Genomic DNA, 26,878 nt, shown 5'->3' on the forward strand with positions numbered 1-26,878 from the left:
GTCCCATGGTGTGGAACGGCGTCCGGCAGGCATCCGGGCGGTCCCCGGCCCTGGTCGGCCGACACGCGGAACGGGAGGCCATAGGACGGCTCCTCGACGCCGTACGCGACGGTCTGAGCGGAGCCCTGGTCCTGACCGGCGAACCCGGAATCGGCAAGACCCGGCTGCTGGATCACGCCGCGGCCCGGGCCGAGGAACTGCGCGTGGTCCGGCTGACCGCGGTCGAGCAGGAGACCGGTCTCGGCTTCGGCGCGCTGCACCGGCTGCTGCGGCCGTTCCTGAACAGGGCGGCCCGGCTGCCCGAGCCGCAGGGGGCCGCACTGAACGCGGCTCTGGGCCTGGCGAAGGGGTCGTCCGCGGACCGCTACCTGGTCGGGCTTGCGACGCTGACCCTGTTGTCCGAGGTCGCCGCCGATCAGCCCCTGCTCCTCCTGGTGGACGACGCGCAGTGGCTGGACCGGGAGTCGGCCGAGGTGCTCGCGTTCGCCGCTCGCCGGCTGCATGCCGACTCCCTGGGCCTGATCATCGCCGTCCGCGATGCGCTCGGTGGCGCGGGCCTGTTCGACGCGCTGGACGCGCACGCCGTGACCGGTCTGCCCGAGTCCGAGGCCAGGGTCCTGCTCTCCTTCGGCACCCGTCGGGTGGACCCGGCCGTGGCCGACCGGATCGTCGCCGGCACCGGCGGCAATCCGCTCGCCCTGCTGGAACTGACCGACGCCCTCGCTGCCGAGCAGCTGTCCGGTATCGCCCCGCTGCCCGATCCACTGCCGGTGGGCCGCCTGCTGAAGGACCATTTCCAGCGCCTCGTCCGAGCCCTGCCGCCGGAGACCGAAGCCCTGTTGCTGCTGCTCGCGGCGGCTCCCGCGGGAGACACGGGGATGATGTGGCGGGCGGCCGGGAGGCTGGGCCTGTCGGCCCGCGCCGTCGAGCCGGCGGTCCTCGCGGGCATTGTCGGCCGGGGCATGCCGATGGCCTTCCGCCATCCTCTGATCCGTTCCACGGTGTACGCCGCAGCCGAACCCGCCGAGCGCCGCCGGACCCATGCGGCACTGGCCGCCGCCTGCGACGCCGTACGGGACACCGACCGCCGTGCCTGGCACCGGGCCGAAGCCACCCGCGGGGGCGTGGACGACGAGGTCGCCGACGATCTGGAGGCCGCCTCCGAGCGAGCCCGCTCCCGCGGCGGTCACTCCCAGCAGGCGCTGTTCCTGTCGCGTGCCGCCGACTTCACGGGTGACCCGGACAAACGGGCCGAGCGGCTGCTCGGCGCGGCGCAGGCCCATCTGGTCTCGGGCGACGCGTCGGCGGCACGGACCGCGCTGGACCGCGCCGACATCCGTGGCCCGGTGATGCGCACGCGCGAGCTGCGGATACGGGCGACCGCACAGATGTTCGGGATCGTCGTCGCCGATGTCCCCGCGATGCTGATGGACGCGGTGGCCGGGCTCGGTCCGCAGGACCCGCGGCTGACCTGGGAGCTGCTCTGCGAGGCGCTGCACGCCGCGCTGGTCGCCCATGGCTGTACCCAGGGCACGTCGTTGACCGAGGTCGCGGTGGCCGTTGCCGCCGCCCGGCATCGTTCGGACACCGTCGCGCACGGCCGCGACCTGCTGATGGAGGGTCTGGCCCGGCGCGTGGCCGGGGGCTACGGAGACGGCGCGCCCGTGCTGCGCACCGCCCTCGCCAGGCTGCGGAACGCCGGCGAGATCGGGGACGCGACCAGCCCGTTCGCGGTGATGCTCTCCATGGCCTGCGACGATCTGTGGGACGTCCAGGCCGAGCGCGACATCACCGGCCGCCTGGCGGCGGCGGACCGCGACGCCGGCGCGCTGTACGCGCTGGGCATGACGCTGCTCGTCGAGGCGCGCTGCGACCTGTGGGACGGACGGTTCGCGGAGGCGGAGGTCCGCTACGCCGAGTTCGAGGACATAGCGGCCGACACCGGCTTCCGCGGCGGCGGAGACATCAACCGGCTCCACCTCTTCGCGCTGACCGGCACGGAGGCGGAGTTGCGGGCGGCGGTGCGCCGGACGACGGAGATGAGGGGCATCGGCCACGGCCTGCTCCAGCTCCTGGCACAGCACGCTCTGACCCTGTTCGAGCTGGGCCGGGGCCGCTACCGGCAGGCGCTGGAGCACGCGCGGGCGGTCTTCGAGGACGACCCCTTGGCCTGCGGCAGTCTCGTTCTCCCGCTGCTCGTGGAGGCCGCTGTGCGCACCGGCGACCGAGCCGGTGCCGACGAGGCCATGGCCCGGCTGGAGGAACGCGCCCCGCTCGCCGGTACGCCGTGGGCACTGGGCACCCTGGCCCTCGGCCGGGCACTGACAGCCGACGGCGACGAAGCCGAGAAGTTCTACGAGGAGTCGGTGGAACTGCTGGGCCAGGCTCCGGTGGCGCTGGAGCGGGCCCGGGCCCGGCTGCTGTTCGGTGAGTGGCTGCGGCGGGGCAAGCGGCGTTCCGATGCCAGGACACAGCTGCGTGCCGCGTACGAGAGCTTCGACGCCTTCGGCGCGCTGCCGTACGCCGAACGGGCCCGGATCGAGTTGCTGGCCACCGGCGAGACGGCCCGCAGGCGGACGGAGGCGACCAGGTTCGATCTCACGCCCCGGGAACGGCAGGTGGCCTCCATGGCCGTTTCGGGGCTGACGAACGCGGAGATCGCGACCCGGTTGTTCGTGACCACGTCGACCGTGGAGTTCCATATGAACAAGGTGTTCCGCAAGCTCGGCGTCACCTCTCGCAAGCAGATACCCCCCGCGATCGGCGCACCGGAGCCCGCGAGACCGGGGTCACATTCTCGTTGCGGGCAAGGTCACAGCCGTTCCCCCTCCTGCTCCTTTGGGGGTCTGGCCTAGCATCCGAGCATGACGGTCCTGCCTGACGACGGGCTCTCGCTGGCCGCCGAGTTCCCTGACGCGAACCTTGAACAGTGGCACGGCCTGGTGGCGGGTGTCCTGCGCAAGTCGGGCAAGGAAGTCTCCGGCACGGCAGCTGAGGACGCCCTGTCCACCGCGCTCGAGGACGGGCTGCGCACCCGCCCCCTGTACACCGCGCACGATGCCGCACCCGACCCCGGCTTCCCCGGCTTCGCACCCTTCGTGCGCGGCGCCCGCGCCGAGGGGAACACCACCGGCGGCTGGGACGTACGGCAGCGGCACGCGGTCGCCGACAACACCGCGGTGCTCACGGATCTGGAGAACGGCGTCACCTCGCTGTGGCTGGTCGCGGGCGAGGGCGGCGTCCCGGTCGCCTCGCTCGGCAAGGTCCTCGACGGCGTCTACCTCGACCTCGCGCCGGTCGCCCTGGACGCGGGTGGCCAATTCGCCTCCGCCGCACAGGAGTTGCTGCGGCTCTACGACGAGCGCGGCATCGACGGCACGGCCGCGCGCGGCAGTCTCGGCGCCGACCCGCTGGGCCACCAGGCGCGTACGGGCGAGGCCCCGGACTTCGCGCCGGTCGTCCCGCTCGCCCGCCGGTGCGCCGAGGAGTATCCCGGGCTGCGGGCGCTGACCGTGGACGCGCTTGCCTACCACGAGGCCGGCGGCTCGGCCGCGCAGGAGCTGGGCGCCTCGATCGCCACCGGGGTCGCCTATCTGCGTGAGCTGACCGAGGCCGGACTGAGTGTGGAACAGGCCTGCGCCCAGCTGGAGTTCCGGTACGCGGCGACGGCCGACCAGTTCCTGACGATCGCCAAGCTGCGGGCCGCGCGCCGGCTGTGGGCGCGGGTCGCCGAGGTGTGCGGGGCGCCCGGTGCAGGTGCTCAGGCGCAGCACGCCGTGGTCTCGCCGGTGATGATGACCCGCCGCGACCCGTGGGTGAACATGCTGCGCGCGACGATCGCCACCCTGGCCGCCGGGGTCGGCGGGGCCGACGCCGTCACCGTGCTGCCCTTCGACCACGCGCTCGGTCTGCCGGACGCGTTCGCCCGGCGGATCGCCCGCAACACCTCGACGATCCTGGTCGAGGAGTCGCATCTGTCCCGGGTGACCGACCCGGCGGGCGGCTCCTGGTACGTGGAGCGGCTCACCGACGAACTCGCCGAGGCCGCCTGGCGGTTCTTCCGGACGATCGAGCGCGACGGCGGCCAGGCGGCCGTCCTGCGCTCCGGCCGCCTGCGCACGGACCTGGCGACGACATGGGCGCAGCGCTCCAAGAAGCTCGCGACGCGCCGCGAACCCGTCACGGGCGTCAGCGAGTTCCCGTTCCTGTCCGAGAAGCCGGTCGTGCGGGACCCCGCCCCCGAGCAGCCTGCGGGCGGGCTGCCGCGCGTCCGGCGCGACGAGGCGTACGAGGAACTGCGCGCCCGCTCCGACGCCCACCTCGCGGCGACCGGGTCCCGGCCGCGGGTCTACCTGGCCGCGATCGGCCCCGCCGCCGCCCACACCGCCCGTACGACCTTCGCCGCCAACCTCTTCCAGGCCGGCGGCATCGAGCCCGTCACCGAGGGCACCTTCGAGGCGAGCGGCGCCACCGAGGTCTGCCTGTGCTCCAGCGACGCGCTGTACGAGGAACGGGCCGAGGACGCCGCAGGGACCCTGAAGGCGGAAGGCGCGCGGCACGTGTTCCTCGCCGGGCGGCCCGGGCAGTACTCCGGCGTGGACTCCTACGTCTTCGCGGGCTGCGACGCCGTCGCCGTGCTCACCGCCACCCTCGACCGCATGGGAGTGTCCTGATGGGAATCCCCGACTTCACCGGCATCGAGCTGGGGACCCCGACCACCGCCGGCGGCGCCGACGAGTGGCGTACGGCCGTCAAGAACGCCACCGAGGGCGCCGAGCCGGTCTGGGAGACACCGGAGGGCATCGAGGTCAAGCCGCTCTACACCGGCGCCGACCTGGAGGGGCTGGACTTCCTGGAGACGTACCCGGGTGTGGCCCCGTATCTGCGCGGGCCGTATCCGACGATGTACGTCAACCAGCCCTGGACGATCCGCCAGTACGCGGGCTTCTCCACCGCCGAGGAGTCCAACGCCTTCTACCGGCGCAACCTCGCGGCCGGCCAGAAGGGCCTGTCGGTCGCCTTCGACCTGCCCACGCACCGCGGTTACGACAGCGACCACCCGCGCGTGACCGGTGACGTCGGCATGGCGGGTGTCGCCATCGACTCGATCCTCGACATGCGGCAGCTCTTCGACGGCATCCCGCTGGACAAGATGTCCGTGTCGATGACGATGAACGGCGCCGTGCTGCCGGTGCTGGCGCTGTACATCGTCGCCGCGGAGGAACAGGGCGTACCGCCCGAGAAGCTGGCCGGGACCATCCAGAACGACATCCTCAAGGAGTTCATGGTCCGCAACACCTACATCTATCCGCCGAAGCCGTCGATGCGGATCATCTCCGACATCTTCGCCTACACCTCGCAGCGGATGCCCCGCTACAACTCCATCTCCATCTCCGGGTATCACATCCAGGAGGCGGGTGCGACGGCCGACCTGGAGCTGGCGTACACCCTCGCGGACGGCGTGGAGTACCTCCGGGCGGGCCGTGAAGTCGGCCTGGACGTGGACGCGTTCGCGCCCCGGCTGTCCTTCTTCTGGGCGATCGGCATGAACTTCTTCATGGAGATCGCCAAGCTGCGCGCGGCCCGCCTGCTGTGGGCCAAGCTGGTCCGGCAGTTCGACCCGCAGAACCCCAAGTCCCTTTCCCTGCGCACCCATTCACAGACCTCCGGCTGGTCGCTGACCGCGCAGGACGTGTTCAACAACGTGACGCGCACGTGTGTCGAGGCGATGGCGGCGACGCAGGGCCACACCCAGTCGCTGCACACCAACGCCCTCGACGAGGCACTGGCGCTGCCCACCGACTTCTCCGCACGCATCGCCCGCAACACCCAGCTGCTGATCCAGCAGGAGTCCGGCACCACCCGGGTCATCGACCCGTGGGGCGGCAGCGCGTACGTGGAGAGGCTGACGTACGACCTCGCCCGCAAGGCCTGGCAGCACATCCAGGAGGTGGAGGCGGCGGGCGGCATGGCCAAGGCGATCGACGCCGGCATCCCCAAGCTGCGTATCGAGGAGGCCGCGGCCCGCACCCAGGCCCGTATCGACTCCGGGCGCCAGCCGGTGATCGGCGTCAACAAGTACCGGGTCGAGACGGACGAGGCGATCGACGTCCTCAAGGTCGACAACTCCTCGGTGCGGACCCAGCAGATCGAGAAGCTGCGGCGGCTGCGCGCCGAGCGGGACGAGACCGCGTGCCGGGACGCGCTGGACGCACTGACCCGGGCCGCCGACGGCGACGGCAACCTGCTGGAGCTGGCCGTGCACGCGGCCCGCGCGAAGGCCACCGTCGGCGAGATCTCCGACGCCCTGGAGAAGGTGTACGGCCGGCACGCGAGCCAGATCCGTACGATCTCCGGCGTGTACCGCAACGAAGCAGGGGAGTCCCCGTCCGTGGACAGGACCCGCGCGCTGGTGGACGCCTTCGACGAGGCCGAGGGCCGCCGTCCGCGCATCCTGGTCGCCAAGATGGGCCAGGACGGCCACGACCGCGGCCAGAAGGTGATCGCCACCGCCTTCGCCGACCTCGGCTTCGACGTCGACGTCGGCCCGCTGTTCCAGACCCCTGGCGAGGTGGCCCGGCAGGCCGTGGAGGCGGACGTGCACATCGTCGGCGTCTCGTCGCTGGCCGCGGGGCACCTCACCCTCGTACCGGCACTGCGCGAGGCGCTCGCCGAGGAGGGCCGGGAGGACATCATGATCGTGGTGGGCGGGGTCATTCCGCCGCAGGACGTGCCGACCCTCCTGGAGATGGGCGCGGCGGCCGTGTTCCCGCCGGGGACGGTGATCCCGGACGCGGCGTACGACCTGGTCGAGCGTCTGTCGGCCGACCTCGGGCACGGGCAGTGATCGATCTCGACGCCTATGTGAAGGGAGTGCTCGACGGGAAGCGGGCGATCGTGGCCCGCGCCATCACCCTCGTCGAGTCCACCCACCCCCGACACCGTTCGCAGGCACAGGAGTTGCTCACCGAGCTGCTCCCGCACAGCGGCCGGGCGCGGCGGATCGGGGTGAGCGGGGTGCCGGGCGTGGGCAAGTCGACGTTCATCGACGCGTTCGGCACGATGCTGACCTCGCTCGGGCATCGGGTGGCGGTGCTCGCGGTGGACCCCTCCTCCAGCCGTACCGGCGGCTCGATCCTCGGCGACAAGACCCGGATGGAGCGCCTGGCCGTCGACCCGGCGGCCTTCGTAAGGCCCTCCCCCAGCGCGGGCACGCTCGGCGGAGTGGCGAAGGCGACCCGCGAGTCGATGGTCGTGATGGAGGCCGCCGGCTACGACGTGATCCTGGTCGAGACCGTCGGCGTCGGGCAGTCGGAGACCGCGGTCGCCGACATGGTCGACTCCTTCCTGCTGCTGAGCCTGGCCCGCACCGGCGACCAGCTCCAGGGCATCAAGAAGGGCGTCCTGGAACTCGCCGACGTGATCGCGGTCAACAAGGCGGACGGCCCGCACGAGCGCGACGCCCGCTCGGCCGCACGTGAACTGGCGGGCGCACTGCGGCTCATGCACGGCAAGGACGCCTTCTGGACTCCCCCGGTGCTGAGTTGCAGTGCCCGCGAGTCGACCGGCCTGGACGTGGTGTGGGAGCGGCTCGAGCAGCACCGGACGCTCCTCGACTCCACCGGGCGGCTCACCGCCAAGCGGCGGGACCAGCAGGTCGGCTGGGCCTGGGCGATGGTGCGGGACGAACTCCTCGGCCGCCTGCACGCCGACCCGGCTGTACGGTCCCTCGCCCCGGACCTCGAACAGCAGGTCAGGGACGGGCAGTTGACGGCGACGCTGGCCGCCGAGCGGATCCTCGAGGCGTTCGGTCAGGACACCGAGCGCAGGTAGGTGGCCGGCCGGGCGATCGCCGACGGGTTGCGGGGGCTCCCGCTTGACGGGGCCAGGAGCGAGCGGTCAAGTCGGTCGGGCCGGGGCAGGCGGGACTCACGCGGCCGGTCGGGGCGGAGAGCCCTGGGACTCCGGCTCCGCCTCCCCCACCGCCACGTCGTCGGACGGGATCGCCGAGGCCTCCCGCACCTTGGCAACGGCCCCCGCCATCTGCTGCCGCAGCTCCTTCGGCACCTGGTCGCCGTGGACGGCGCCCATCAGGTCCTGTGCGAGGTGGTGCAGCTTGGTGTTGGTGTTCTGGGAGACGGCGACGAGCACCGTCCAGGCGTCCTCGGCGCTCAGCCCGAAGGTGGCCATGACGATCCCGCGGGCCACGTCGATGGTCGGCCGGGTCCGCATCGCCCGGCGCAGCTGGTCGACCTCCAGGCGCAGATCCTGGTCGACCTCCGTGGGCCGGGACCGCTCCTCGGGGACGGGCGCGTGCTCGGCCGCCGGGGCGTCGGAGTTTCCGGAGTCCTCGGTCACGAACAGCTCCCGGGCACCTGTCAGGTCGAGAAGGCGTCCGACGGACGGGCTGTACTGCTGGACGGTGACCGTCTTGCCCTGGGCGAGGGCCTCCCGGCGCAGGTCCAGCAGGAGGTTGAGGCCGCCGCAGTCGCAGAACACGACTCCGTCCAGATCCAGGTCCACCCCGGTGGCCGAACGGTCCAGGACGGCGTACAGCTCGGACTGGAGCGCCTGGGCTCCGATGTCGAACTCACCGCGGCAGGTGACGTCCGCCCGTTCCCCGGCCACCACGGCCTCGATCGTGGCCAGACACGGCGGACGCGCGTCCAGCGCGGTGAGGCGCTGCGCCGAGTGCGCAGGTTCCGGCATGGCCCTCTCCCTCATGTGCTCGGCTGCCTCCGCCTCTCAGATTCCCTCCCCCCACCCACGCACGTCAACCAATACATGAAATTAAGTTCAGGTTTTTGAATGCGTGAACATAGGGTCGCTAGACTGCTGCCATGGATGGAGTGCCCGAATCTCACACCGGATGGACGTTCGTCACCAACCACGCACGCGTGCTGGCCGTGATCGCCGACAATCACAGCGCCCGGATCCGCGACATCGCGGCGCACTGCCGCCTCACCGAACGCGCCGTCCAGAAGATCATTTCCGATCTGGAGCAGGACGGATACCTCTCGCACGTACGGGAGGGTCGCACCAACACCTATCGCATCGAGCCCGGCAAGGTGCTGCGCCATCCCGCCGAGGCCGGGCTGACGGTGGCGTCACTGCTCTCCCTGCTCGTCCAGGACGAGGTGGACCGCAGCCCGTTCCCCGAGAGCCGGCGGCACTCTCCGGCCTGACACGACACGCGGGCCCCACCCGCCCCGGCAGGTGACCCGTACAGCGGGAACACGTCCCGGCGCGACCGCGATCAGCACGGGTGAGATTCCGGAAACGCCGCGTTCATGACAACCAGGCCCTTCGGTAACAACCGCTTTCTAGCGTGACAGGCCGTGGGATCCGAGTCGTATACAGGGTCATGAACCGCTCACGACGGCCCGTCGACCTCCCGGCCTGCCGACGACGCCAAGGCGGGGCTCCCACGCATCCCCCACCGCCCGCACGAGCAGCACCGGGAGGCGTGACATGAGCACCACAGAGTCACGGCCGGCAACGGCAGACCCGTCGAAATCCGCCGATCAGGCAGTCAAGGAGACCCTGGAGGACTACACCCTCCGGTTCGCGCCCCGCAGCTACCGCCGCTGGACCCCCATGGTCGTGGCCACCACGGCACTCGGCGGCATCGCCTACATGGCCGACTTCTCCATCGGCGCCGGCATCGGCCTGGCCCACGGCACCGGCAACGCGCTCGTGGCCATCGCGGTCGCCGCCGTCGTCATCTTCGTCACCGGTTTCCCCCTCGCCTACTACGGCGCCCGCTACAACATCGACCTCGACCTGATCACCCGCGGCTCCGGCTTCGGCTACTACGGCTCGGTGCTCACCAGCGTCATCTTCGCCAGCTTCACCTTCATCTTCTTCGCCCTCGAAGGCTCGATCATGGCCCAGGGCCTCAAGCTCGGCCTCGGACTGCCCTTGTGGCTGGGCTACCTGGTCTCCACGCTGATGGTGATCCCGCTGGTCATCTACGGCATGAAGGCGCTCAGCAAACTCCAGGTCTGGACGACCCCGGTCTGGCTGCTGCTGATGGTCGGCCCGCTCGTCTACCTCGTCTCCACCGACCCGGGCACCGTCGACCGCTTCCTCGCCTACGCGGGCACCGACGGCGACGGCGGGGTCAACACCGCCTCCGTGCTGCTGGGCGCGGGTGTGTGCCTCTCGCTCATCGCGCAGATCGGTGAGCAGATCGACTATCTGCGCTTCATGCCGCCCAAGACCGAGGCGAACAAGCGCACTTGGTGGACCGCGGTGGTCATGGCCGGACCCGGCTGGGTGGTGCTCGGCGCGCTCAAGCAGGCCATCGGTGTCTTCCTCGCCGTCTACATCCTGGCCAAGGTCGGACCGGACGTCGCGCCCGAGCCGATCCAGCAGTTCAAGGGCGCCTTCGACGCGATGATGCCGTCCTGGCTGGTGCTCCCGCTGGCCGTGGCCCTCGTCGTGATCAGCCAGATCAAGATCAACGTGACGAACGCCTACTCCGGGTCGCTCGCCTGGACCAACTCCTTCACCCGGCTCACCCGGCACTACCCCGGCCGCATGGTCTTCGTCCTGGTCAACCTGGGCTTCGCGCTGGTCCTGATGGAGGCCGACATGTTCAGCTTCCTCAACGACATCCTGGGCTTCTACTCCAACTGCGCGATCGCCTGGGTCGTCACCGTCGCCACCGACATCGGCATCAACAAGTACCTGCTCAAACTCTCCCCGCACGCCCCCGAGTTCCGCCGCGGCATGCTCTACGCGGTCAACCCCGTGGGGGTGGTGGCCTTCGTGGCCGCGTCCGCCCTGTCCATCGCCATGTACTTCCACGGCCTGGGCGACACCCTCCAGCCGTACTCCCCCGTCGCCGCCGCCGTCATCGCCTTCGTCCTCACCCCGCTGATGGCGATCGTCACCAAGGGCAAGTACTACCTGCGCCGCGCCGACGACGGCATCGACGAGCCCCTGCTCGACGCGGAGGGCAACCCCAGCGCGGTCACCTACGACTGCCACGTCTGCCACCAGCCCTACGAGCGCCCGGACCTGGCCGCCTGCGCCACCCACGACGCGGTGGTCTGCTCCCTGTGCCTGAGCACGGACAAGACCGGCGACCACGTCCTGCCCGCCACCGTCTGACACCACCCGGTACGCCCTCCCGTCCGGGGGCGTACCGGGCCCGCCCCCTTGGTCTGCCTCACTCGCGGACAGCCGCGCCGAACCACCTGGGCAGCCGGTCGAGCAGTTCCCGCTGGTCCTCGCCGACCCACGCCACATGGCCGTCCGGCCGCAGCAGTACCGCGGGCACGTCCAGTTCCTCGCTGACATCGACGACGTGGTCGACCCGGTCCGACCAGCCCGCCACCGAGAGCCGGCCGGTCCGGTCGAGCAGCAGTCCGCGGCCGGCGTGCATCAGCCCGTAGAGGTGGCCGCGCCTCAGCGTGAGGTCCCGCAGACGCCGGCCGACGAGTTCATGACCCGCACCGAAGTCGTAGCGGACACCGATCGCGGTGATCTTCTCGATCAGGTACCGGTTCACCTCGTCGAAGTCCATCAGCTGCGCCAGCAGCCGACGCACCGCCTGCGGTCCCGGCTCGGTGGACAGCAGCTCCATCTGGGCACGGGTGTTGTTCAGCACGTCGGCGGCCACCGGGTGCCGTTCGGCGTGGTAGCTGTCCAGCAGGTCCTGCGGTGCCCAGCCGGTCACCTCGGCGGCCAGCTTCCAGCCCAGGTTGAACGCGTCCTGGATACCGAGGTTGAGGCCCTGCCCGCCCACCGGCGGGTGGACGTGCGCCGCGTCGCCGGCCAGCAGCACCCGGCCGACCCGGTAGCGCTCGGCCTGCCGGGTGGCGTCGCCGAAGCGGGAGAGCCAGCGTGGTGAGTGCACGCCGAAGTCCGTGCCGGCGACCGCCCTGAGCTGCCGCTTGAACTCCTCCAGGGTCGGCGCGACCGAGCGGTCGCCGGTCACCGCCTCGGCGGGCACGACGACGCGGTACAGCCCGTCCCCGACGGGTCCGAGGCCGAACAGCTTCTGGGTTTGCCGGACTTGGCTCACCACGGCGGCCACCGTCTCCGGCGGCACGCCCACCTCCATCGCGCCCAGCAGGATCTCGACCTCGGCGGGCGCGCCGGGGAAAGCGACACCGAGCAGCTTGCGCACCGTGCTGCGGCCGCCGTCGCAGCCGACGAGATACCGCGCGCGCAGCCGCGTGCCGTCGGCGAGTTCGGCGTTCACCCCGTCGGCGTCCTGGCTCAGCCCGACCAGCTCGCAGCCGCGCCGGAGCTCGGTGCCGAGCTCGACGGCGTGCTCGGCCAGCAGGCGATCGGTGACCGTCTGCGGGATGCCGAGGACATAGGCGTGCGCGCTGTCCAGCCGGGCAGGCCAGGGCTTGTCGATGGCGGCGAAGAAACCGCCGGTCTCGAACCGCTTTCCGTGCGCGAGGAACCGCTCCAGCAGCCCTCGCTGGTCCATCACCTCGATGCTGCGCACGTGCAGGCCGAGCGAGCGGACGATCTCGGTCGGCTCCGCCGCCTTCTCCAGCACGACCACCCGCACACCGTGCAACCGCAACTCGGCGGCCAGCATCAGACCGGTCGGTCCGCCACCGGCGATGATCACGTCGAACACTGGATCCCCCGTTTCCGCAGGTTCTGGCCTCGGACGGGGATTGTGCGGCACCACCGGGGCCTTGCCGCAAGGTCCCCCGTGGGTTATACGTTGAAGAGGGCAAGGAGGTGTGACCTCCTTGCCTTTGCTCATGTGCCCGTGCGGACCGCGGATCAGGGCGAGCCGGTCCGCCGAATCGGGGCCGCCCGGCGGTCAGGCGGTGGCCGGTGCCGGTCCGACCAGTTCGGACAGGACGTCCTCCATGGTCACGAATCCGAGGACGGCCCCCGTCTCCCCCGTCACCGCCGCCAGATGACTCCCGTCGGCGCGCAGCGCGGTGAGGGTGTCGTCCAGCGGTGTGTCGATGCGGACCCGGGTGACCGGGTGCAGGGTGGCGCGGGGGAAGGGCCGGTCGCGGTCGGTGACGCCGAGGGTGTCCTTGATGTGCAGATAGCCCAGCAGGGTGCCGTCCGGGCCGGTGACCGGGAAGCGGGAGTAGCCCGCCTCGGCGGCGACCCGCTCGAGCCGCGCCGGGGTGACCGAGACGTCCACGGTCCGCATCTTCTGGGTGGGGACGAGGATCTCGCCGACCGGCCGGGTGCCCAGCTCCAGCGCGTCCCGCAGCCGCTCGCCGTCCGCGGGCGAGAGCAGTCCCGCCTCACTGGCGTCGACGACCATGCGGGCGAGCTGGTCGTCGGTGAACACCGACTCGACCTCGTCCTTGGGCTCCACGCGCAGCAGCTTCAGCAGAGTGTTGGCGAAGGCGTTGATGCCGAACACGAAAGGCTTCAACGCGCGCGTGAGGGCCACGAGAGGCGGTCCCAGCAGCAGGGCGGTCGGCACGGGGGCCGCGAGCGCGATGTTCTTCGGGACCATCTCGCCGATCAGCATGTGCAGATACGTGGCCAGCGACAGCGCGATGACGAACGCGATCGGGTGCACGAGTCCCTGCGGGATGTGGGCTGCCTGGAAGGCGGGCTCCAGCAGGTGCGCGATGGCCGGTTCGGCGACCGCGCCGAGCACCAGCGAGGAGACGGTGATGCCGAGTTGGGCGGTGGCCATCATCGCGGAGAGGTGTTCGAGACCCCACAGGGTCATCCGGGCCCGCTTGTGGCCGGCACGCGCGCTTGGCTCGATCTGGCTGCGGCGCACGGAGATCAGGGCGAACTCGCCGCCCACGAAGAAGGCGTTGGTCAGCAGCGTCAGCGCGCCGACGAGCAGCTGGACGGTGGTCATCGGGTCTCCTCCCCGGCCTGGACCAGATCCCGGGCGGGCTCCGGCGCGGTGATGCGGACGCGGTCGGCGCGATGGTGGCCGACGTCCAGGACCTCCAGGCGCCAGCCGTCCAGGTCGACGTCGTCGCCCTTCGCGGGGATGCGTGCGAGGCGGGTGGCGACCAGTCCGGCCACCGTCTCGTACGGCCCCTCGGGAGCCGTGAGCCCTATCTCGCCGAGCCGGTCCACGCGGACCGAGCCCTCCGCCTCCCAGGCCCGCACACCGGCGGGCCGCAGGTCGGGTATCTCCACTGGGTCGTGCTCGTCGCGGACCTCTCCGACGACCTCCTCCACGATGTCCTCGACCGTCGCCACGCCCGCCGTGCCGCCGTACTCGTCGATGACGACGGCCATGGTGCGCATCGCCCGCATCCGCTCCAGCAATCGGTCCGCGGTGAGGCTGTCGGGAACCAGCAAGGGATCGGTGGCCAGTTCGGTGACCGGGGTGACGGACCGCTTCTCCGGCTCCAGGGCGAGCACGTCACGGATGTGCACGGTGCCGATGACCTCGTCCAGGCTGTCCCGGTAGACGGGGAAGCGGGACAGGCCGGTGGCGTGGGTGAGGTTCGCGGCGTCGGCGGCGGTGGCGTGGGCTTCGAGGGCCTTGACGTCGACGCGCGGTGTCATGACGTTCTCGGCGGTCAGCTCGCCCAGGTGCAGGGTGCGCACGAACAGTTCGGCGGAGTCGGCCTCCAGGGCGCCCTCGGCGGCGGAGTGCTCGGCGAGTGCGACCAGTTCCTCGGGGCTGCGGGCGGAGGCCAGCTCCTCGGCGGGCTCCAGGCCGAAGCGTCGTACGAATCGGTTCGCGGTGTTGTTGAGATGGCGGATGAAGGGGCCGAAGAGAGCGGTGAAGGCGCTCTGCGGTCCGGCCACCACCTTGGCGACGGCCAGCGGGCGGGAGATCGCCCAGTTCTTCGGCACCAGCTCGCCCACCACCATCAGCACGACGGTGGACAGGGCCACGCCCAGCGCGGTCGCCACCGGCGCGGCGGCTCCGCCGAGGCCGACGGCCTCCAGCGGGCCTCTGAGGAGCACCGCGAGGGAGGGTTCGGCGAGCATGCCGATCACCAGCGAGGTGACCGTGATGCCGAGCTGGGCGCCGGAGAGCTGGAGGGTCAGCCGGCGTACGGCCCTGAGCGCGCCCTCGGCGCCGCGCTCACCGGCCTCGGCGGCCCGCTCCAGGTCACCGCGCTCGACGGTGGTCAGGGAGAACTCGGCCGCGACGAACACGGCACAGGCCAGGGTGAGGAGCAGGGCCAGCACCAGCAACAGGATCTCGGTCACCGGTCCACCCCCGCCCGTCCGTGAGGGGGGAATGCGGCGCGGCCGGTACTGGGAGGCTCACCCATTGCGGAACTGTGGCTCCTTCTTGGAGGGGCAGGTTGCACCCAATGGTAAAGGATGGGCAAAGCAACCTGGGGCTACGCCCACGTCGGCTGCATCACTTGGCCTTCCCCTTCGCCCCCGGCCTGCGGGTACGCTGCCGGTCCGGCGGGCATCTCGTCCGACCCAGGTGCCAACCTCTGACGGAGGCTTCCCCCATGTTCGGACTGAGTGAGCTCGCGATCGTCCTGCTCGTCGTCATAGCGGTCATCGCCGTCAAGAAGGGTCCGGAACTGACCCGCACCGCGGGCAAGTCGGCACGCATCCTCAAGGCGGAGGCGCGTGCGGCGAAGGACGGCGGCCCGGAACCCCAGGTCATCCAGGGGGAGGTCGTCCGGCCCGGGACCGGCGCGGGAACCGAGCAGAGCCACGGCACACGCTGAGAAGCGCGACGCCGGGAGTACGGGTTTCCCCTGCCGGCCGGCCCCCGATGCCCCATGATGAGCGGGCCATGTACCTGCCGCCCACCACGACTCGCGCGCCTCTGCCCGTTCTGCGGGCCGCGGTGTTCGCCGTCGTCGGTACGGTGCTCGGGATCAGCGCCCACCATCTGCTCGCCGAGGGCCCGGTGCCCTGGAGACAGGGTGCCGCCGCGACAGCCGTGCTCTTCGCGGTGGGTCTCATCGGTGTGCAGCGGCCCCGAAGCCTGGCGACGGTAGCCGCCTGCAGTGTCGCGGGACAGTCCGGGCTTCATCTCTGGCTGACGCTCAACGCGGCCGGGCATCACCATGGCGGACACGTGCGTGACGCCCACTCGGCGTGGCACGAACAGCTCTACGGCTCCCTGGCCATGACGGCGGCCCACTCGCTGGTCGCCGCGCTCGTCGCCGTCCTGCTGCACCGCGCGGACGCGGCCTGCTGGACGGTGGCCCGCGGGGTGACGGCGGCGCTCGACGCGGTCCGGGACCGACTGGCCGCCGCCCGGCTGCTGTTCACCCGGCCCGCGTCACCCGCGCCCGCGGCCGCACTGGCCGTCGTACCGACGTACGACGAACGGCCGCTCACGGAACGGCCGTTGCTGGCGCACACGGTGGTACGGCGGGGTCCTCCGGCGGCGAGCGCAACTCTCGCCCACTGACCTCACCGGGAAGCGCCGGTCCGGCCCCCGCCGGACGGCCGTCCCGCCGTACCGCCCTGCCTGGAGACCTGCATGTCCCGTATCACCCTGCCCCGCCTGTGCGTCGCTGCCGCCGGAGCCGCGACCGCCGTACTGCTGACCGCCGTTCCGGCCGCCGCCCACACCGAGGTCGAGGCCGACAAGGCGCAGGCCCTCGCCGAGAACGTCACCGTCTCCTTCCACGCCGAGGCCGAGTCCGACACCTCCGGCATCAAGGAGGTGCGCGTGGTCCTGCCCGAGGGGATCACGCCGGCCGACGTGACGTTCGGCGAGGGGCCCAAGGGCTGGAGGTTCAGCGCGACCGACGACGGCTACACCGTCAAGGGCGCGGAACTGAAGACCGGCGAAGGTGCCGAGTACTCCGTCGTCGTGCGCCAGTTGCCCGACGCCGAGGAGGTGCCCTTCAAGACCCTCCAGACCTACGGCGACGGGCACGTCGACCGCTGGATCGAACTCGACGAGAACGGCGACAACCCGGCGCCGACGCTGAAGCTGAAGGCCGCGGCACCGGGAGCGAAGCCGATCAGCCCCTCCCCCAGCGCGTCGGCGTCACCGTCGCCGACCCCCGAGGAGACGACCCCCGCGGCCTCCCCGCAGGCCGCCGACACCGGGAAGGACGACGAGGGCGGGCTGTCCGCGGGTGCCTGGACCGGGATCGGCGCGGGGATCCTCGTCGCGGCGGCGGCCGTGGTCCTCGCCGTACGGCGGCGGGGCGGCGCCGGGGAGTAGGCGCACCGCGTGCGGGGTTTTCCCACCCTTCCTGGATGAATCAGCCGCCTCCGGGTAGGCCAGCCACACGGCGTACCCGGGAGATGGAGTGCCATGACCTGTGCGAACCTCCCTGCACGGCACGGGACCTGGGCGGTGGCCCTGGCGGTCACCGCCCTCGTCCTCACCGGAGCCTGTGACGACAACGACGGCGGTGGTGACGGCGGGGCCTCCCGGACGGCCCGGCCCTCCGCCGCCGGGTCGCCGGGCGCGACCACGGCCGGCGGCTCCCCGTCGCTCTCCGCCTCCCCGGCTCCGACCGCCACCGCGCCCTCGGATCCACGACAGGCCGAGCAGGAGATCCGGGAGGCGTGGACGGTCCTCTTCGACCCGAAGTCCTCCCTGGACCAGCGCAGTGACGTCGTCGAGGACGGCGACGAGAACGCCCTGATGATCGACAACCTGTTCCGCGACCCGAGCGGCAGCAAGCTGCGCGCCGAGGTGACGTCCGTGACGTACACCTCGGACGTGCACGCCGAGGTGGCCTACGACCTCACGCGCGAGGACCGCCGGCTGGACCCCGGCGGTCCGGGGTCGGCCGTACTGCAGGACGGCGGCTGGAAGGTGGCCCTGCGTACGGTCTGCGCGCTGACCCGGCACGCCGAGGACGCGCCCGAGGCCCCGAGCTGCGTGGTGCCGCCCTCCAGCCCCCTCCCCGGCTCCGCCACCGGCTCTGTTTCTAGCCCTGCCGGAACAGGTCGTTGAGCTCCGTCTGGGAGAGCTGGTCGGCGGCGTACGAGAACGTGCCGCTGTCGGCCAGCTCCCGTGCGGCGTCGAGCAGATGGCGGTACATCGCGCGGGCGATGCTGCCGCCGACCGTGACCCGGCGGACGCCGAGTTCGCGCAGGTCGTCGAGGGAGAGCGCGTTGCCGGTCAGGCCCATCACCACGTTGAGCGGGCCGCCGAGTTCGCGGACGAGCGTGCCGATGGTCCTGGCATCGGCGGCGCCGGGGACGAACGCGCAGTCGGCGCCGGCCTCCAGATAGGCGTTCGCGCGCCGTACGGCCTCGTCGAGCGGGCCGCCGACCAGCAGCACGTCGGTGCGGCCGACCAGGACGAAGGGCTCGCCGTCGGCCGCAAGGGTCTCGCGGGCGGCGCGGATGCGGTCGGCGGAGAGCTTCTCGTCGTAGAGCGGGCGGGCGCGGTCGCCGGTGAAGTCCTCGATGTTGCCGCCGGCGGCTCCGGCGGCGAGGGTCCTCGCGAGGGTGGTGGCGACGGTCTCGGGCGCCTCGCCGTATCCGTCCTCCAGGTCCGCGCTCAGCGGTACGGAGATGCCGGCCGCGATCTCGTGGACCCGGCGCAGCATGGTCTCGCGGTCGACGCGGTCCTCGGCCGGCTGTTCGGCGAAGAAGTCGTGGTCGGTCCGTCCGAGGGAGAAGGCGACGCCCGCGCTCGTGGTCGCCACGGCCGGGAACCCGGCGGCCTCCAGAATCCGGGCGCTGCCCACGTCCCACGCGTTGGGGAGCAGGAAGCACCCCTCCCGGTGCAGATCGGCGAAGCGCTGCGCCTTGGCTCGACTGTCGGTGTCCACACGGTCCTTCCCGGCCCGCCGCCCCTCGACGGGCTCCCGGAGAACGTACGCCCGCGGGCCGGGCGAGGCGGACTCGTTTTCGACGGCGACCCGCCCCGGAGGGAGGCTCTGAACACAGAGCGGTGCGGGGACGTACCGTACGCCGACGGCCTCGGTGCACAGCCTTGGCACAACTCTCCAGGATGAGCCCGATGACCAGGCCCGCGCACCTTCCGGCACGACCGCCCCTGTGGCGGGCGTTGCTCGTGCTCGGGATGCTGGTCGGGGTGCTGGCCATGCACGGGCTGGCTCCCGGGGGCGGGCTTCACGGCCACGAGGGCTCGCGCTCCACGCACATGACGACCGTCGCGGTCAGCGTCGACGCGACCTGTCACGACGGTTGCGGATCCGGGCACCTTCACCACGCCGACGCGACCTGCGTCTCGGGGGCCGTGAGCGGTGGGCCGGTGCTGCCCGCGCTCGCTCCCGATCCCGCCGCCACGGCCGTGTCCGATGACAGCCTGTGCCCCGCGGCGGTCCCGTCTCAGGACGGCGCCCGCGCACCGCCCTCCCTCGCGGAACTCCAGCTCCTGCGGATCTAGACACGGCGTGCTCCGTCACGTCCAGATCCCTTTCGCACAACAGGAGTTCCAGCATGCGTACCACCCGTTTCGCGGCGCTGACCGTGAGTGCCGTGTTCGCCCTCGCCGCCTGTGGGGGCGGCGACGACAGCGGCTCGGCCGCCTCGTCGCCCTCGGTGTCCGCCGAGACCTCGGCCGACGCCCACAACGCCCAGGACGTCTCCTTCGCCCAGGGCATGATCCCGCACCACCAGCAGGCCATCGAGATGGCGGAGCTCGCCGCCGGCCGGGCCGCCTCCACCCAGGTCAAGGACCTCGCCGCCCGCGTCGAGAAGGCGCAGGGGCCGGAGATCTCGACCATGACGGGCTGGTTGAAGTCCTGGGACGAGAAGGTCCCCGAGTCGATGCCCGGCATGGATCACTCCGGCATGGACGGCATGGACGGCATGGACGGGATGGACGGCATGGCCGGGATGATGGACAGCGCCGACATGGGCAAGCTGAAGAAGGCCTCCGGCAAGGACTTCGACTCCATGTTCCTGACCATGATGGTCGAACACCACGAGGGTGCCGTGGAGATGGCCACGACCGAGAAGGCCAAGGGCGAATACAAGGCCGCCACGGCCATGGCCGGTGACATCGTCACCGCGCAGAACGCCGAGATCAGCGAGATGAAGAAGCTCCTCGGCGAGAACTGACCCGTCCGCGGGTCGCCGCGGTGCCCGCGCCGAGCGGCGCGGGCACCGCGGCCTGTCGGCCTTCCTCCCTTGGTGACCGGACGGTTCACGGGTCCTTCTGCGGGCACCCGGAGAAGGACTCTCCGGATCCGCGAGGAGCGACAGTGACGACAGGGCGACTCCCCGATCACGAACAGCGCATTCTGGACGAGGTGGAACGTGCCCTGCGCCGCGACCGCCGTCTGGACCGCCGACTGCGCACCGGGCGGCTGCGCCGACGCCCAGACCTGTCCCGGGTGACGCACTACCGGCCGCACGTCCTGACCGTGGGCCTGCTGCTCGCGGTGTCGATCGCGCTGCTGGTCACCGGAATCGTCACCTCGCGAACCGCGGTGATCTGGACCTTCGCGGCCGTCTGGCCACTGACCCTGTTCGCGGTGTTCCGGCTGGTGTGCCGGTGGACGGAACGCTGACCGTCAGCCCTCCCCCGGTTCGAAGCCCGGTTCGAAGGCCGACTCGATCGGCCGCTCGTCGACCAGGACCCGCCCCTGCGGCGGCCCGGTGAGCAGCGCGCGTACGGCGGTCAGGACGTCCGGCGCCACATGATCGGCCCGCGCCGTCTCCTCCGGCCGGGTCCGCTCGTCCGGTACGAGGATCCCGTGGGCGCCCACCCGGGCCGCGGCCTCGGCGTCCGCGGCCGTGCCGACGACCGCGCAGTCCGCCGGTGCGGTGCACACCCGGCCCGCCGCCCAGAGGATCAGGCCCGGTTCGGGCGGACGGCAGTGACAGCCGTCGTCGGGCGCGTGCGGACACACGCCCCAGATGTCGAAGGGGCCGAGGAGTTCGTCGACACGGTGGTTGACGGCCCGTACGTCGGCGTCGCTGAGTCGCCCGTGCCCGCTACCCGGTCGCAGGGCGACGAACCCGGTACGGACGCCGTGCAAGCGCAGCATGCCGAGCGCCTCACGGGCACCGGGCGCCGGCCGCACCCCGTCGGGGCCGGACGGGTCTTCGGCGAGGATGCTGGCCCGGTCGAACAGCACCGTCCGCACGCGCGTCATGCGTCCACCTCCCGGCTCTCGCGTGCACTTCTTCCTCTGCGCGAGTAACCGCGCGGGGCCGGTCCATGCGGCGGGCCGCGATCTACCAGGTCAGGTGGAGGCGCTGGGGCGAGCGGTGGATCATCGTCGGCCGCATGGCGACCGGCTGCCCGTCCGCGAGCCGAAGCCCCGGAAGCCGGCTGGTGAGCTCCTGGAGTGTGAGGGTGAGCTGTTCACGGGCCAGTTGCGAGCCGGGGCAGCTGTGCACGCCGTGTCCGAAGGCGAGGTGGCGGACGGGCGGGCGGGTGATGTCGAACGTGTCGGGACGCGGGTGCCGGGCGCCGTCCCGGTTGGCGCCGCCGAATGCCACGAACACCGTTGACCCGGTGGGGAGTTCGGTGCCCGCCAGGGTGACGGGACGGGTGCTGACCCGGCGGAAGCCCTGCAGCGCGCTGTCGTAGCGGGCGGCCTCCTCGACGGCCGCCGGTATGCGCTCGGGTTCGGCGCACAGCAGCTCCCACTGGTCCCGGTGGCGCAGCAGGTGCAGGACGGTCGTGCCGATGAGCGCGGTGGTGGTCAGATGCCCGGCGATCAGCAGGTTCTGGAGGTGGGCGACGAGCTCGTGCCGGTGGTCGAGGGTCAACTCGCCCGGCCCGGTGAGGGACGCGACGAGTTCGCCGCACAGGTCCTCGCGCGGCTCGGCGTGCCGCTCGCGTACGAGCCGGTCGAGGATGTGCTGCATCGCCACCACGTCCTCGGCGGCGGCGACCTGCTCGCTCTGTGCCAGCGGCCGGAACAGCAGTTCCTCGGCGCGGTGGCCGCCGTGCACCACGGCCGGGACGTCTGCGGGGTCGAGGCCGACGATCCGCCCGATGACGTCGCCGGGCAGCTTCCGCGCGTACGCCGACATCAGCTCGACCCGGCCGTCCTTCACGAACCCGTCGACGAGGGCGGCGGCGCGCTCGGCGGCGTACGGAAGGACCGCGGCGACCCGCGACGGCGAGAGGCCGCGCACGATCGGCGCGCGCAGCCGCTGGTGCAGGTCGCCGTCCGCGGTGACGACGACCGGGCGCCCGCCGAATCCGCCGCCGAGGACGGCGAGCGCGGCCGGCGACGGCATGACGTCGGGCACGAGGGCGTTCGCCGACGAGAAGTCCTCGGGGCGGCGCAGCACTTCGCGTACGTCCGCGTCCCGGGCGACCAGCCAGGCGTCCAATTCATCGACGCGCGCCAGCCCTTCGGAGTCCCGGGCCCGCTCGTAGTGCGGGTACGGATCACTCTGCAACGCGTCGAGCCTGCCGTGCGGTTCGCTGTCCACGAGACGTCCCCCTGCGGCCGGTGGTGCGGTCGCGCTCATGGTGCCGCACGGATTCGGTGGTGTACATGCACACGTCGGCAGGGGTTGGGCCGGGGACCCTGTCCAGGGGCGTGTTCGCCCGCGGTACGTCAGCGGGCCCTCGCCCCGCTGAGGCAAGTATGTGAGACCCCCATGAAATCCCCGCTGAGCAGGACTGATTCCCTAAGATCAGCCCGTGGTCACCTTCCTCCTCGAACGCACGGCGCCGCTCTCCCCGGACGAGGCCTGGCGCCGCCTCACCGAGTGGCCCCGACACGGCGAGGTCGTTCCCCTGACGCGCGTCACCGTCGTGCCGCCGGGCCCGACGTCCGAGGGCACGCTCGTCGTCGCCCGTTCGGGGATCGGCCCGCTCGCCTTCGCCGACCCCATGGAGGTCACGGTCTGGCGCCCGCCCGCGGAGGGCGTCTCCGGCCTGTGCCGCCTGGAGAAGCGCGGCCGGGTGGTGCGGGGCTGGGCCGAACTGGAGGTGCACCCGGGTCCGGGCGGCCGGGCCCGCGTGATCTGGCGCGAGTCGCTCCGGGTCCGTTTCCTGCCCGGCCTGTTCGCCCCTGTGCTGCGGGTGTCGGCCCGGTCGGTCTTCGGGCGGGCCCTGAACCGGCTGCTGCGGGGGACCTGAAGGACGTGCAACAGTGGGCGCCATGACGGCAGTTGACGGTACGACCGTGCAGGTGGACGAGATCGAGGAGCTCGCGGTGGACGGGCTGCGGTGGCTGGTGGCCGCCGCGCGGGAGACTGCGGACGGCGGACTCGCCTGGCCGACCGCGCCCTCGCAGGAGAGGACCGACCCGACCCTTTACACCGGCACGGCGGGGATCGTTTCCGTGCTTCTGGAGGCGTGGCGGCACCTGGGCGACGACTCCTACGCCGACCTCGCACTCCGCGCGGGCCGGGGTCTGGCCACCGCCGTCGACGGCCACGAGGACGACTCCCTGTACTTCGGCCGGTCCGGCATGGCCCTGGTCCTGCACACCCTGCACGACGAGCTCGGCGACGCCGCCTGCGGCACGGCGGCCGATCACACGTTGGCTCTCGTGCGCTCGCACTTCGACGGGGAGCGCTGGGGCGAGCTGTTCGAGCTGATGGGCGGCAACGGCGGCAACGGCTTGGCCGCTCTGGCGGTCGGCGATCCCGAGTTCGCCGTCCTCGCGGTGGAGCCCTATCTGCGGGCCGCGGAGAGGACGCCGTGGGGTGTCACCTGGCCGCACCGTCCGGGCCCGGAAGCACGCATGCACCACATGTCGCACGGCACGCTGGGCATCGCCTACGCCCTCGTCCGGATCGGCCACACGACGGGCCGCGCCGACCTGGTCGACCTGGGGCTGGCGGGCGTCGCGGACGTCGTGGCCCGCGACGAGGGCGGCCCGGACGGCTTCCTGGTCCGGCACTCCACCCCGCAGTACCTGCCGGACCTGATCGAGCCGGTCAGCTACGGCTGGTGCCACGGCCCGGCGGGGGACGCCCAGTTGTTCCGGCTGCTGCGTGACACCCAGGGCGACCCGGCCTGGGCCGCGCTCGCCGACCGCTGCTGGCACACGGTCGTCCACTCCGGTCTCCCCCGGCGCCTGCGGCCGGGGTTCTGGGACAACAACGGCCGGTGCTGCGGCACGGCGGGCGTCCTCGCCCTGGCCGGCGACCGGATCGCCGAAGGAGCCGGAGGGCGACAGGCGTACGACTTCGCGCGGATCCTCGTCGCCGACCTCGCCGCCCGCGCGGTCCGGGACACCGACGGCGCCCGCTGGTCCAACGTCGAGCACCGAGCGACCCCGAGCGACCTCGAACCCGGCACCGGCTGGGCGCAGGGCGGTGCGGGCATCGTGCGTGAACTGCTGCGCTTCGTCCGGCTGAGCCGGGGTGGCGATCCGAGATACGCGTTCACGTGGCCGGACCAGCCCCAGGTGTCCGCTCAGGCCACCGACCCGATCCGGCGGACCGGTTCCGAGGTCACGTCGTGATGGATCGGCGTGTGCGCGCCGGTGAGGGAGACCCCGCTGCCGCCCCGCCGGCTCGCCACGATCTCCGCGGCGATCGACAGGGCCGTCTCCTCGGGCGTCCGCGCACCGAGGTCCAGGCCGATGGGTGACCGCAGCCGCGCCAACTCCAGCTCGGTCACGCCGACTTCGCGCAGGCGCTCGTTGCGGTCGAGGTGGGTGCGGCGGGAGCCCATGGCGCCCACGTAGGCGACCGGGAGGCGCAACGCCAGCTGGAGCAGGGGGACATCGAACTTCGCGTCGTGGGTCAGCACGCACAGGACCGTCCGGGCGTCGACCTCCGTGCGCTCCAGATACCGGTGCGGCCACTCGACCACGATCTCGTCGGCCTCCGGGAAGCGCGCCCCGGTCGCGAAGACGGGGCGTGCGTCGCACACGGTGACCCGGTAGCCGAGGAACGTGCCGATCCGCACCAGGGCCGACGCGAAGTCGATCGCGCCGAAGACGATCATGCGGGGCGGCGGCACGGACGACTCGACGAGCACGGTGAGCGGGGCGCCGCAGCGCGAGCCCTGTTCGCCGATCTCCAGGGTGCCGGTGCGGCCCGCCTCCAGGAAGGCGCCGGCCTCGGCGGCGATCGTGCGGTCCAGTTCGGGATGGGCGCCGAAACCGCCGTACCCGGAGAGGTCCTCGGGGCGTACGACGAGCGCGCGGCCGACGAGTTCCCGCGGTCCGGAGACGATCCGCGCCAGCGCCGCCGCCCGGCCCCGCGCCGCGGCTTCCACCGCGGCCGCGACCACGGTACGGACCGGGTCCCCCGCCCGGACCGGGGTGACGAGGATGTCGATGACGCCGCCGCAGGTCAGGCCGACGGCGAAGGCGTCCTCGTCGCTGTAGCCGAAGCGTTCGAGGACGGACTCCCCGTCCTCCAGCGCCTGTTGGCACAGTGCGTAGACCGCGCCCTCCACACAACCGCCGGAGACCGAGCCGATCGCCGTGCCGTCGGCGTCCACCGCGAGGGCGGCGCCGGGCCGGCGGGGCGCGCTGCCGCCCACGGCCACCACGGTGGCCACGGCGAAGTCACGTCCCTGCTCGACCCACCGGTGCAGCTCTTCGGCGATGTCCAGCATGTCTCGGTCTCCTTCACAGCGGTTGCGTACAACAGCGGTTGCGTACGGGTGCCTTCGAGCGGCTAGTGCACGCCCATCCAGCTCTCGATCGGGCTGAGGGCGTAGTACACCAGGAAGATCGCCGTCAGTCCCCACATGAAGGCGCCGATCTCCCGCGCCTTGCTCTGCGCGACCTTGATCGCGACGTACGAGATGACGCCGGCGGCGACGCCCGCGGTGATCGAGTAGGTGAACGGCATGATCACGACGGTCAGGAAGACCGGGATGGCGGTGGCGCGGTCGGCCCAGTCGACATGGCGGGCGTTCGTCATCATCATCGCGCCGATCACCACCAGGGCGGCGGCCGCGACCTCGCCCGGCACGATCGCCGTGAGCGGGGTGAAGAACAGACAGGCCGCGAAGAACAGGCCCGTGACGACGGAGGACAGTCCAGTGCGAGCACCCTCGCCCACTCCCGTCGCCGACTCGACGAACACAGTCTGGCCGGAGGCGCCGGCCACTCCGCCGATCGCACCGCCCGCGCCGTCGATGAACAATGCCTTGGACAGGCCCGGCATCCGGCCCTGCGCGTCGGCGAGTTTGGCCTCGGTGCCGACGCCGATGATGGTGGCCATCGCGTCGAAGAACCCGGCGAGCACCAGCGTGAACACGATCATGCCGACCGTCATCGCGCCGACCTCGCCCCAGCCGCCGAACTCGACCTTCCCGAAGATCGAGAAGTCGGGCATGGAGACCGCACTGCCGTGCAGTTCGGGGGCTCCGCTCGCCCACTGCCTGGGGTCGACCGCCCCGGCCGCGTTGAGGAACACGGCGAGTACGGTCCCGCCGACGATGCCGATCAGGATCGCGCCGGGGACGCCTCGCGCCTGGAGCATGAAGATCGCGAGGAGGGTGAGGGCGAACAACAGGACGGGCCAGCCCGCGAGTTCACCGGTGGGACCGAGGGTCACCGGGGTGGCCTTGCCCTGGTGGACGAAACCGGCCTTGTAGAAGCCGATCAGTGCCACCAACAGGCCGATGCCCATGGTGATCGCGTGCTTGAGGGCCAACGGGATCGCGTTCATGATCATCTCGCGCAGGCCGGTGACGACCAGCAGCATGATGACCACGCCGTACATCACGCACATGCCCATGGCCTGCGGCCAGGTCATCGCGGGGGCGACCTGCGAGGACAGGACGCCGGAGACGGACAGGCCGGCGGCCAGCGCCAGCGGCACCTTGCCGAAGAAGCCCATCAGCAGCGTGGTGAAGGCGGCCGCGAACGCGGTCGCGGTGATGAGTGCCTTCTGGCCGAGCGTGTCCCCCGCCGCGTCCTTGCCGGACAGGATCAGGGGGTTGAGCAGGAGGATGTACGCCATCGCCATGAAGGTGGTGACGCCGCCGCGCAGTTCACGCGCGACCGTGGATCCTCGCCGGGATATGTGGAAGTACCGGTCGAGCCAGGACCTGCCGGCCGGGACGCGGGTGCCTTCTCCCGCGTCGTCGGCCGTGGTCCTGGGTTCCAGGGACTGCTGGGTCATGGTGCCG

General features: G+C 71.9%; 24 protein-coding genes. 15 read left to right on the forward strand and 9 right to left on the reverse strand.

Annotated features, from left to right (window positions below; all coding sequences use genetic code 11):
• Window positions 1-5 precede the first annotated feature (5 nt).
• The 4 genes from AQJ46_RS20035 to meaB are packed head-to-tail and all read left to right on the forward strand — an operon-like array spanning window position 6 to window position 7,833.
• Window positions 6-2,855 (forward strand): ATP-binding protein, encoded by a 2,850-nt coding sequence (locus AQJ46_RS20035; protein ID WP_063803828.1) that lies wholly within the window; start codon window positions 6-8, stop codon window positions 2,853-2,855.
• Between the two features lie 9 nt (window positions 2,856-2,864).
• The gene (locus AQJ46_RS20040) at window positions 2,865-4,673 is read left to right on the forward strand and encodes a methylmalonyl-CoA mutase subunit beta (RefSeq protein WP_059206910.1); all 1,809 of its coding nucleotides are present in this window, start codon (window positions 2,865-2,867) and stop codon (window positions 4,671-4,673) included.
• The gene (gene scpA / locus AQJ46_RS20045) at window positions 4,673-6,847 is read left to right on the forward strand and encodes a methylmalonyl-CoA mutase (protein ID WP_057617292.1); all 2,175 of its coding nucleotides are present in this window, start codon (window positions 4,673-4,675) and stop codon (window positions 6,845-6,847) included. The genes AQJ46_RS20040 and scpA overlap by 1 nt, the downstream gene beginning before the upstream one ends.
• Window positions 6,844-7,833 (forward strand): methylmalonyl Co-A mutase-associated GTPase MeaB, encoded by a 990-nt coding sequence (gene meaB / locus AQJ46_RS20050; protein WP_059206911.1) that lies wholly within the window; start codon window positions 6,844-6,846, stop codon window positions 7,831-7,833. The genes scpA and meaB overlap by 4 nt, the downstream gene beginning before the upstream one ends.
• Window positions 7,834-7,929: 96 nt before the next feature.
• On the opposite strand, the gene AQJ46_RS20055 is transcribed toward meaB, so the two are convergent.
• Window positions 7,930-8,709 carry an ANTAR domain-containing protein gene (locus AQJ46_RS20055; protein WP_059206912.1) on the reverse strand — a complete coding sequence of 260 codons (780 nt, stop codon included), beginning with the start codon at window positions 8,707-8,709 and terminating at the stop codon, window positions 7,930-7,932.
• Window positions 8,710-8,840: 131 nt separating this feature from the next.
• Here AQJ46_RS20055 and AQJ46_RS20060 point away from each other — a divergent pair, with 131 nt between their 5' ends.
• On the forward strand, window positions 8,841-9,185 hold the full coding sequence (locus tag AQJ46_RS20060; protein ID WP_059206913.1) for a helix-turn-helix transcriptional regulator: 345 nt from the start codon (window positions 8,841-8,843) through the stop codon (window positions 9,183-9,185).
• A 286-nt stretch (window positions 9,186-9,471) separates the two neighbouring features.
• Entirely contained in the window at window positions 9,472-11,118 is a 1,647-nt protein-coding gene (locus tag AQJ46_RS20065; RefSeq protein ID WP_059206914.1) for a purine-cytosine permease family protein, read from the forward strand.
• 58 nt (window positions 11,119-11,176) lie between these two features.
• Here AQJ46_RS20065 and rox read toward each other — a convergent pair whose 3' ends face one another.
• From rox to AQJ46_RS20080, 3 genes are all read right to left on the reverse strand, one after another.
• Window positions 11,177-12,607 carry a rifampin monooxygenase gene (gene rox / locus AQJ46_RS20070; protein WP_059206915.1) on the reverse strand — a complete coding sequence of 477 codons (1,431 nt, stop codon included), beginning with the start codon at window positions 12,605-12,607 and terminating at the stop codon, window positions 11,177-11,179.
• Between the two features lie 192 nt (window positions 12,608-12,799).
• Window positions 12,800-13,822: a hemolysin family protein gene (locus AQJ46_RS20075; RefSeq protein ID WP_059206916.1), complete on the reverse strand. Its 1,023-nt coding sequence runs from the start codon at window positions 13,820-13,822 to the stop codon at window positions 12,800-12,802.
• Window positions 13,819-15,144, reverse strand: a complete 1,326-nt coding sequence (locus AQJ46_RS20080; protein WP_059206917.1) for a hemolysin family protein — start codon at window positions 15,142-15,144, stop codon at window positions 13,819-13,821. The genes AQJ46_RS20075 and AQJ46_RS20080 overlap by 4 nt, the downstream gene beginning before the upstream one ends.
• A 257-nt stretch (window positions 15,145-15,401) precedes the next feature.
• Between AQJ46_RS20080 and AQJ46_RS20085 the strand changes: the two genes are divergently transcribed.
• The 4 genes from AQJ46_RS20085 (at window position 15,402) to AQJ46_RS20100 (ending at window position 17,833) form a co-directional block, all read left to right on the forward strand.
• Complete coding sequence (locus AQJ46_RS20085) at window positions 15,402-15,626, forward strand: twin-arginine translocase TatA/TatE family subunit (protein WP_059206918.1); 225 nt, start codon at window positions 15,402-15,404, stop codon at window positions 15,624-15,626.
• 68 nt (window positions 15,627-15,694) lie between these two features.
• Entirely contained in the window at window positions 15,695-16,321 is a 627-nt protein-coding gene (locus AQJ46_RS20090; RefSeq protein ID WP_059206919.1) for a hypothetical protein, read from the forward strand.
• 72 nt (window positions 16,322-16,393) lie between these two features.
• On the forward strand, window positions 16,394-17,089 hold the full coding sequence (locus AQJ46_RS20095) for a DUF1775 domain-containing protein (RefSeq protein ID WP_059206920.1): 696 nt from the start codon (window positions 16,394-16,396) through the stop codon (window positions 17,087-17,089).
• A 93-nt stretch (window positions 17,090-17,182) separates the two neighbouring features.
• Window positions 17,183-17,833: a hypothetical protein gene (locus AQJ46_RS20100; RefSeq protein ID WP_059206921.1), complete on the forward strand. Its 651-nt coding sequence runs from the start codon at window positions 17,183-17,185 to the stop codon at window positions 17,831-17,833.
• Here AQJ46_RS20100 and AQJ46_RS20105 read toward each other — a convergent pair.
• On the reverse strand, window positions 17,808-18,659 hold the full coding sequence (locus tag AQJ46_RS20105; protein WP_059207293.1) for an isocitrate lyase/PEP mutase family protein: 852 nt from the start codon (window positions 18,657-18,659) through the stop codon (window positions 17,808-17,810). The genes AQJ46_RS20100 and AQJ46_RS20105 overlap by 26 nt on opposite strands.
• 191 nt (window positions 18,660-18,850) lie before the next feature.
• On the opposite strand from AQJ46_RS20105, the gene AQJ46_RS20110 reads away from it, so the two are divergent.
• From AQJ46_RS20110 to AQJ46_RS20120, 3 genes are all read left to right on the forward strand, one after another.
• Window positions 18,851-19,240 (forward strand): DUF6153 family protein, encoded by a 390-nt coding sequence (locus AQJ46_RS20110; protein WP_059206922.1) that lies wholly within the window; start codon window positions 18,851-18,853, stop codon window positions 19,238-19,240.
• A gap of 53 nt (window positions 19,241-19,293) precedes the next feature.
• Window positions 19,294-19,917 (forward strand): DUF305 domain-containing protein, encoded by a 624-nt coding sequence (locus AQJ46_RS20115; RefSeq protein ID WP_059206923.1) that lies wholly within the window; start codon window positions 19,294-19,296, stop codon window positions 19,915-19,917.
• 143 nt (window positions 19,918-20,060) lie between these two features.
• On the forward strand, window positions 20,061-20,369 hold the full coding sequence (locus AQJ46_RS20120; RefSeq protein ID WP_059206924.1) for a DUF3040 domain-containing protein: 309 nt from the start codon (window positions 20,061-20,063) through the stop codon (window positions 20,367-20,369).
• Between the two features lie 3 nt (window positions 20,370-20,372).
• Here the strand turns inward: AQJ46_RS20120 and AQJ46_RS20125 are convergent, their stop codons facing one another.
• Both AQJ46_RS20125 and AQJ46_RS20130 read right to left on the reverse strand, forming a co-directional pair.
• Window positions 20,373-20,957, reverse strand: a complete 585-nt coding sequence (locus AQJ46_RS20125) for an HAD-IIIA family hydrolase (RefSeq protein WP_059206925.1) — start codon at window positions 20,955-20,957, stop codon at window positions 20,373-20,375.
• A gap of 82 nt (window positions 20,958-21,039) precedes the next feature.
• On the reverse strand, window positions 21,040-22,254 hold the full coding sequence (locus tag AQJ46_RS20130; protein WP_059206926.1) for a cytochrome P450: 1,215 nt from the start codon (window positions 22,252-22,254) through the stop codon (window positions 21,040-21,042).
• A gap of 214 nt (window positions 22,255-22,468) precedes the next feature.
• Between AQJ46_RS20130 and AQJ46_RS20135 the strand changes: the two genes are divergently transcribed.
• Together AQJ46_RS20135 and AQJ46_RS20140 are read left to right on the forward strand one after the other, a co-directional pair.
• Window positions 22,469-22,909, forward strand: a complete 441-nt coding sequence (locus AQJ46_RS20135; protein WP_059206927.1) for an SRPBCC family protein — start codon at window positions 22,469-22,471, stop codon at window positions 22,907-22,909.
• A gap of 22 nt (window positions 22,910-22,931) precedes the next feature.
• Window positions 22,932-24,245 (forward strand): lanthionine synthetase LanC family protein, encoded by a 1,314-nt coding sequence (locus AQJ46_RS20140; protein ID WP_059206928.1) that lies wholly within the window; start codon window positions 22,932-22,934, stop codon window positions 24,243-24,245.
• Here AQJ46_RS20140 and AQJ46_RS20145 read toward each other — a convergent pair.
• Together AQJ46_RS20145 and AQJ46_RS20150 are read right to left on the reverse strand one after the other, a co-directional pair.
• Window positions 24,197-25,351, reverse strand: coding sequence for an XdhC family protein (locus AQJ46_RS20145; RefSeq protein ID WP_059206929.1), 1,155 nt, complete (start codon window positions 25,349-25,351; stop codon window positions 24,197-24,199). The two genes, AQJ46_RS20140 and AQJ46_RS20145, sit on opposite strands and share 49 nt — an antisense overlap.
• Before the next feature lie 62 nt (window positions 25,352-25,413).
• Complete coding sequence (locus AQJ46_RS20150; RefSeq protein WP_059206930.1) at window positions 25,414-26,871, reverse strand: NCS2 family permease; 1,458 nt, start codon at window positions 26,869-26,871, stop codon at window positions 25,414-25,416.
• Between the last annotated feature and the right edge of the window lie 7 nt (window positions 26,872-26,878).

Source organism: Streptomyces canus, assembly GCF_001514145.1.
Taxonomy (GTDB): Bacteria; Actinomycetota; Actinomycetes; order Streptomycetales; family Streptomycetaceae; genus Streptomyces; species Streptomyces canus.